The following is a 5,569-nucleotide window of genomic DNA, read 5'->3' on the forward strand; positions in this document are numbered from 1 at the left end:
CGGCCTTCTTGCCCGGAGCCTTCTCGGCTACGGCCTTCTTGCCCGGAGCCTTCTTGGCTACGGCTTTCTTGGCCGGAGCCTTCTTGGCCACGGCCTTTTTGGCCACGGCCTTCTTGGCCGGAGTCTTCTTGGCCGGAGCCGCGCCGGCCGGAGCCGCAGCGGCCGATGTCCGCCTGGTCGGCGCCTGCCCGGCCGGCGCCTTCCCCGCCGCCGCTCTCCCGGCTCCCCTCTCCCGGCCCGCCGCCCCCTCGGCCGTCTCCTTCGTGACGTTCTTGACGTTCCTGACGGCCGCCTTGGTCTTCTCGACCGCGGCCTTCGTCCCCCCGGCCGCCTTCTCCACCGCCCCCTTCACCGCCCGCCCCGCCGAGCCCCCCTGCGCGGACTTCTTCCCGCTCACGTCCTTGGCCGCACCGCCGGAGGCCCCTCTTGGCCCGCCGGACGCCGACTGCTGTACGGCGGTCTTCTTCGCCACCATGGCCGCGGCCCCTTCACATATTGTGATCTTGCTCGCGAATCGTGCTGGGACGATAAATCGACTCGAGTCCCACGGCAACGGGGCACACCGCCCGATTCGCCCGCCTCGCGCACGCCGCGCGGCGAACCTGCATCCGTTGTGCCCAGCTCCCCGTCCGGTAATCCGCCGGGCCGGACGTCCCAGGATCCGAACACCCATACCACTCCATTCGGGTCATCAAACCCATAAGCCGCCGCTGATGGGCCCCGCTCCGCCGCCGCCCCGAAAAGCGGTCGGCCGCTGTCCGCCCGGCGCCGTACACTGGGCGGAGCGAAAAGCGTGGATGGGGACGAGTAGCGGCGTACGCAGCCCAGAGCGACCCGGGGACGGTGGAAGCCCGGGGGCGAGCGCGACGTGAAGATCACCCCGGAGCCGCCGGAAGAACGCCGCAGCGAAGGCAGCGGTCAGTAGACCCGGCATCGCGACCCCAATGAGGGGGCTCGCCGGCGCACACCCCGTGCCGGAGGGCCAAGGAGGGTGGTACCGCGGGAGCGCGCCGAAGGCGGCGCAGGCAGACGTAGCTCTCGTCCCTCCGGACGGAAGGCAGCAAGTCCGCCGGAGGAAGCCCGCTGATGACATCGCCGACGTATCGCCAGGTACCCGCCCAGGTCGACCTGCCCGCCCTCGAGCACGCCGTGCTCGACTTCTGGCGCGAGCAGAAGATCTTCGCCAAGAGCCTGGAGCAGTCCGAGGGCCGCCCCGAATGGGTGTTCTACGAGGGCCCGCCCACCGCCAACGGCATGCCCGGCGCCCACCACATCGAGGCCCGCGTCTTCAAGGACGTCTTCCCGCGCTTCCGCACCATGCGCGGCTACCACGTCGCCCGCAAGGCCGGCTGGGACTGCCACGGCCTCCCCGTGGAGCTCGCCGTCGAGAAGGAGCTCGGCTTCTCCGGCAAGCAGGACATCGAGGCGTACGGCATCGCGGAGTTCAACGCGAAGTGCCGCGAGTCGGTGACCCGGCACACCGACGCCTTCGAAGAGCTCACCACCCGCATGGGCTACTGGACGGACCTGCAGGACCCGTACCGCACGATGGACCCCGAGTACATCGAGTCGGTCTGGTGGTCGCTGAAGGAGATCTTCAACAAGGGCCTGCTGGTCCAGGACCACCGCGTCGCCCCCTGGTGCCCCCGCTGCGGCACGGGCCTGTCCGACCACGAGCTGGCACAGGGCTACGAGACGGTCGTCGACCCGTCCGTCTACGTCCGCTTCCCGCTCACCTCCGGCCCGCTCGCCGGCGAGGCCGCGCTCCTGGTCTGGACGACGACCCCGTGGACCCTGGTGTCCAACACCGCGGTCGCCGCCCACCCCGAGGTCACCTACGTCGTCGCGACGAAGGGCCCGGAAGGCACGGAGAAGCTCGTCGTCGCCGAGCCGCTGCTCGCCAAGGCCCTCGGCGAGGGCTGGGAGAGCACGGGCCAGACCTTCACGGGCGCCGAGATGGAGCGCTGGACCTACCAGCGCCCCTTCGAGCTCGTCGAGTTCCCCGAACCGGCGCACTACGTCGTCAACGCCGAGTACGTCACCACCGAGGACGGCACGGGCCTGGTGCACCAGTCCCCCGCCTTCGGTGAGGACGACCTCAAGGTCTGCCGCTCCTACGGCCTGCCGGTGGTGAACCCGGTCCGCCCGGACGGCACGTTCGAGGAGGACGTCCCGCTCGTCGGCGGCGTCTTCTTCAAGAAGGCCGACGAGAAGCTCACCGCCGACCTCGACGAGCGCGGCCTGCTCTTCAAGCACATCCCGTACGAGCACAGCTACCCGCACTGCTGGCGCTGCCACACCGCGCTGCTCTACTACGCGCAGCCGTCCTGGTACATCCGCACCACGGCGATCAAGGACCGCCTCCTCGCGGAGAACGAGAACACCAACTGGTTCCCGGACACCGTCAAGAACGGCCGGTACGGCGACTGGCTGAACAACAACATCGACTGGGCGCTGTCCCGCAACCGCTACTGGGGCACCCCGCTGCCCATCTGGCGCTGCGAGGACGACCACCTCACCTGCGTCGGCTCCCTCACCGAACTGACCGAGCTGACCGGCACCGACCAGTCGGGCCTGGACCCGCACCGCCCGTTCATCGACGAGGTCGCCTTCGCCTGCCCGCAGGGCGGTTGCGGGAAGACGGCCACGCGTGTGCCCGAGGTGATCGACGCCTGGTACGACTCGGGTTCCATGCCGTTCGCGCAGTGGGGTTACCCGTACAAGAACAAGGAACTGTTCGAGGCCCGCTACCCGGCGCAGTTCATCTGCGAGGCCATCGACCAGACCCGCGGCTGGTTCTACACGCTGATGGCGGTCGGCACGCTCGTCTTCGACAAGTCGTCCTACGAGAACGTGGTCTGCCTCGGTCACATCCTCGCCGAGGACGGCCGCAAGATGTCCAAGCACCTGGGCAACATCCTGCAGCCGATCCCGCTCATGGACCAGCACGGCGCCGACGCGGTCCGCTGGTTCATGGCCGCCGGCGGCTCCCCGTGGGCGGCCCGCCGAGTGGGGCACAACACGATCCAGGAGGTCGTCCGCAAGACGCTCCTGACCTACTGGAACACGGTCGCCTTCCAGGCCCTGTACGCCCGCACGGCCGGCTGGGCCCCGTCGGAGGCCGACCCGGCCCCGGCCGACCGCCCGGTCCTGGACCGCTGGCTGCTGTCCGAACTGCACGCCCTCACCGACCAGGTCACCCAGGCCCTCGACGCCTACGACACCCAGCGCGCCGGCAAGCTGCTGTCCGCGTTCGTCGACGACCTGTCGAACTGGTACGTGCGCCGCTCCCGCCGCCGCTTCTGGCAGGGCGACAAGGCCGCGCTGCGGACGCTGCACGAGGTCGTCCGGACCGTGACGCAGCTCATGGCCCCGCTGACCCCGTTCATCACCGAGCGGGTCTGGCAGGACCTGATCGTCCCGGTCACTCCGGGCGCCCCGGAGTCGGTCCACCTGTCGTCCTGGCCGGAGGCGGACCTCACGGCCATCGACCCGGAGCTGTCGAAGCAGATGGTGCTGGTGCGCCGCCTGGTCGAGCTGGGCCGGGCCACGCGCGCGGAGTCGGGCGTCAAGACCCGCCAGCCGCTCTCCCGGGCCCTGATCGCGGCCACCGGGTTCGAGACGCTGGACTCCGAACTGCGCGCGCAGATCACGGAGGAGCTGAACGTCGAGTCCCTGGCGACGCTGAGCGAGGTCGGCGGCTCCCTGGTCGACACCACCGCGAAGGCCAACTTCCGCGCGCTGGGCAAGCGGTTCGGCAAGCGCGTCCAGGACGTGGCGAAGGCCATCGCCAACGCGGACGCGGCCGCCCTGTCCCTGGCCCTGCGCGAGGGCACGGCGTCGGTGGAGGTCGACGGCGAGACCGTGACGCTGGCCCCCGACGAGGTCATCATCACCGAGACCCCGCGCGAGGGCTGGTCGGTGGCGTCCGACGCGGGCGCCACGGTCGCCCTGGACCTGGAGATCACGGAAGAGCTGCGCCGGGCCGGCCTCGCCCGTGACGCGATCCGCCTGATCCAGGAGGCCCGCAAGAACAGCGGCCTCGACGTGGCCGACCGCATCGCCCTGCGCTGGACGGCGACGGACGCGGCGACGGTCGCGGCCCTCACCGACCACGCCGGCCTGATCGCCGACGAGGTCCTCGCCACGGACTTCGCCCAGGGCGAGGCGGACGGCGGCTACGGCGAGCCGTTCACCGACGAGGGCCTGACCCTGACGTTCCGCCTGCGCAAGGCGTAACTCTCCAGGCCGGCCACCCCGAAGGCCCGGTCCCGCCAAAGATCTTGGCGGGACCGGGCCTTCGGCGTTGCGTACGCACGACCGCGGAGACGTTCGCACGAACACCGTTGCGCGGGCGTACGAACACCGTTGCGCGGGCACGAACGGGCGTGGCAAAGGGCGAGGCCCCGGGGTGAACCCGGGGCCTCGCCCTGAACGCTGCCGACGTCTACGCCGTACTCCTGGCCATCAGGCCGTCAGTTGTCGTCCTCGTCGATCAGGAAGCCCCGCATGGGCGAGGGCGCCTGACCCATCGGCGACGGACCCTGCGGACGCACCGGCGCCATCGGCTGGGTCATCGCCGGCGACATCTGCTGCTGGCCACCGTAGGACGGAGCGGACGGCGAGGGGGGGCCGCCCATCGTCTGGTTGCCACCGTAGGACGGGGCGCTCGCGCCGGCCGGTGCCATGGAAGGCGCCGGGGACGGCGGGAGGGACGCGGTCGCCGGAGTGCGCGGCGGGGCCAGCGAGTCGTCGGCCTGCGTCTCCAGCTGACGCAGCTGCGACTCCAGGTACGACTTCAGGCGCGTGCGGTACTCGCGCTCGAAGCCGCGCAGGTCCTCGACCTTGCGCTCCAGCGTGGCGCGGGCGGACTCCAGGGAGCCCATCGCGACGCGGTGCTTCTCCTGCGCGTCCCGCTCCAGGGCGTCGGCCTTGGCACGGGCGTCACGCTCCAGACCCTCGGCACGCGAACGCGCCTCGCCGACGATCTTGTTGGCTTCGGAACGGGCCTCGGCGATCGCCTGGTCGGCGGTCTGCTGGGCCAGCGAGAGGACACGGGCGGCGCTGTCGCCGCCGGGGCCCTGACCGGGGCCGCCCATCGGACCGCCCATGGGGCCGCCCATCGGACCACCCATCTGCTGCTGCATCGGGGGCTGACCCATCGGACCCGGACCCTGGCCCATCGGACCGGGACCACCAGGACCCTGGGGACCACCCTGACCACCGGGACCGGCGGGCAGCTGCGGGGCACCGCTCGGCAGCTGGGGCGGACCACCCATGGGGCCACCCATCTGCTGCTGCGGCGGGCCCGATATGCCGGCGGGTACGGGACCACCCGGACCTCGCATGCCCTGCTGCTGCTGTTGCTGCTGCTGGTCCTGCTCCGGCGGCTTGCGCATGTTCTGCTGGTTCTGGGCAGCAGCGCGCGTGGCCGCGGCCAGTTTGGCGCGCAGGTCCTCGTTCTCGCGGAGCAGGCGGGTCAGTTCGGCTTCGACCTCGTCGAGGAAGGCATCGACCTCGTCCTCGTCATAGCCTTCTCGGAGGCGGACGGTCGTGAACTGCTTGTTCC

General features: G+C 71.1%; 2 protein-coding genes and 1 pseudogene. 1 reads left to right on the top strand and 2 read right to left on the bottom strand.

Annotated features, from left to right (window positions below):
• Nucleotides 1–475, bottom strand: a pseudogene (locus RIN80_RS03855) (TraR/DksA family transcriptional regulator); the annotation flags it as partial.
• Nucleotides 476–1,086: 611 nt separating this feature from the next.
• Between RIN80_RS03855 and ileS the strand changes: the two are divergent.
• Nucleotides 1,087–4,239 carry an isoleucine--tRNA ligase gene (gene ileS / locus RIN80_RS03860; RefSeq protein ID WP_309094035.1) on the top strand — a complete coding sequence of 1,051 codons (3,153 nt, stop codon included), beginning with the start codon at nucleotides 1,087–1,089 and terminating at the stop codon, nucleotides 4,237–4,239.
• A gap of 236 nt (nucleotides 4,240–4,475) precedes the next feature.
• Here ileS and RIN80_RS03865 read toward each other — a convergent pair.
• On the bottom strand, nucleotides 4,476–5,569 hold a 1,094-nt coding region (locus RIN80_RS03865), incomplete at its 5' end, for a DivIVA domain-containing protein (protein WP_309094036.1).

The organism is Streptomyces sp., from assembly GCF_031181705.1.
In the GTDB taxonomy this organism is placed as follows: Bacteria; Actinomycetota; Actinomycetes; order Streptomycetales; family Streptomycetaceae; genus Streptomyces.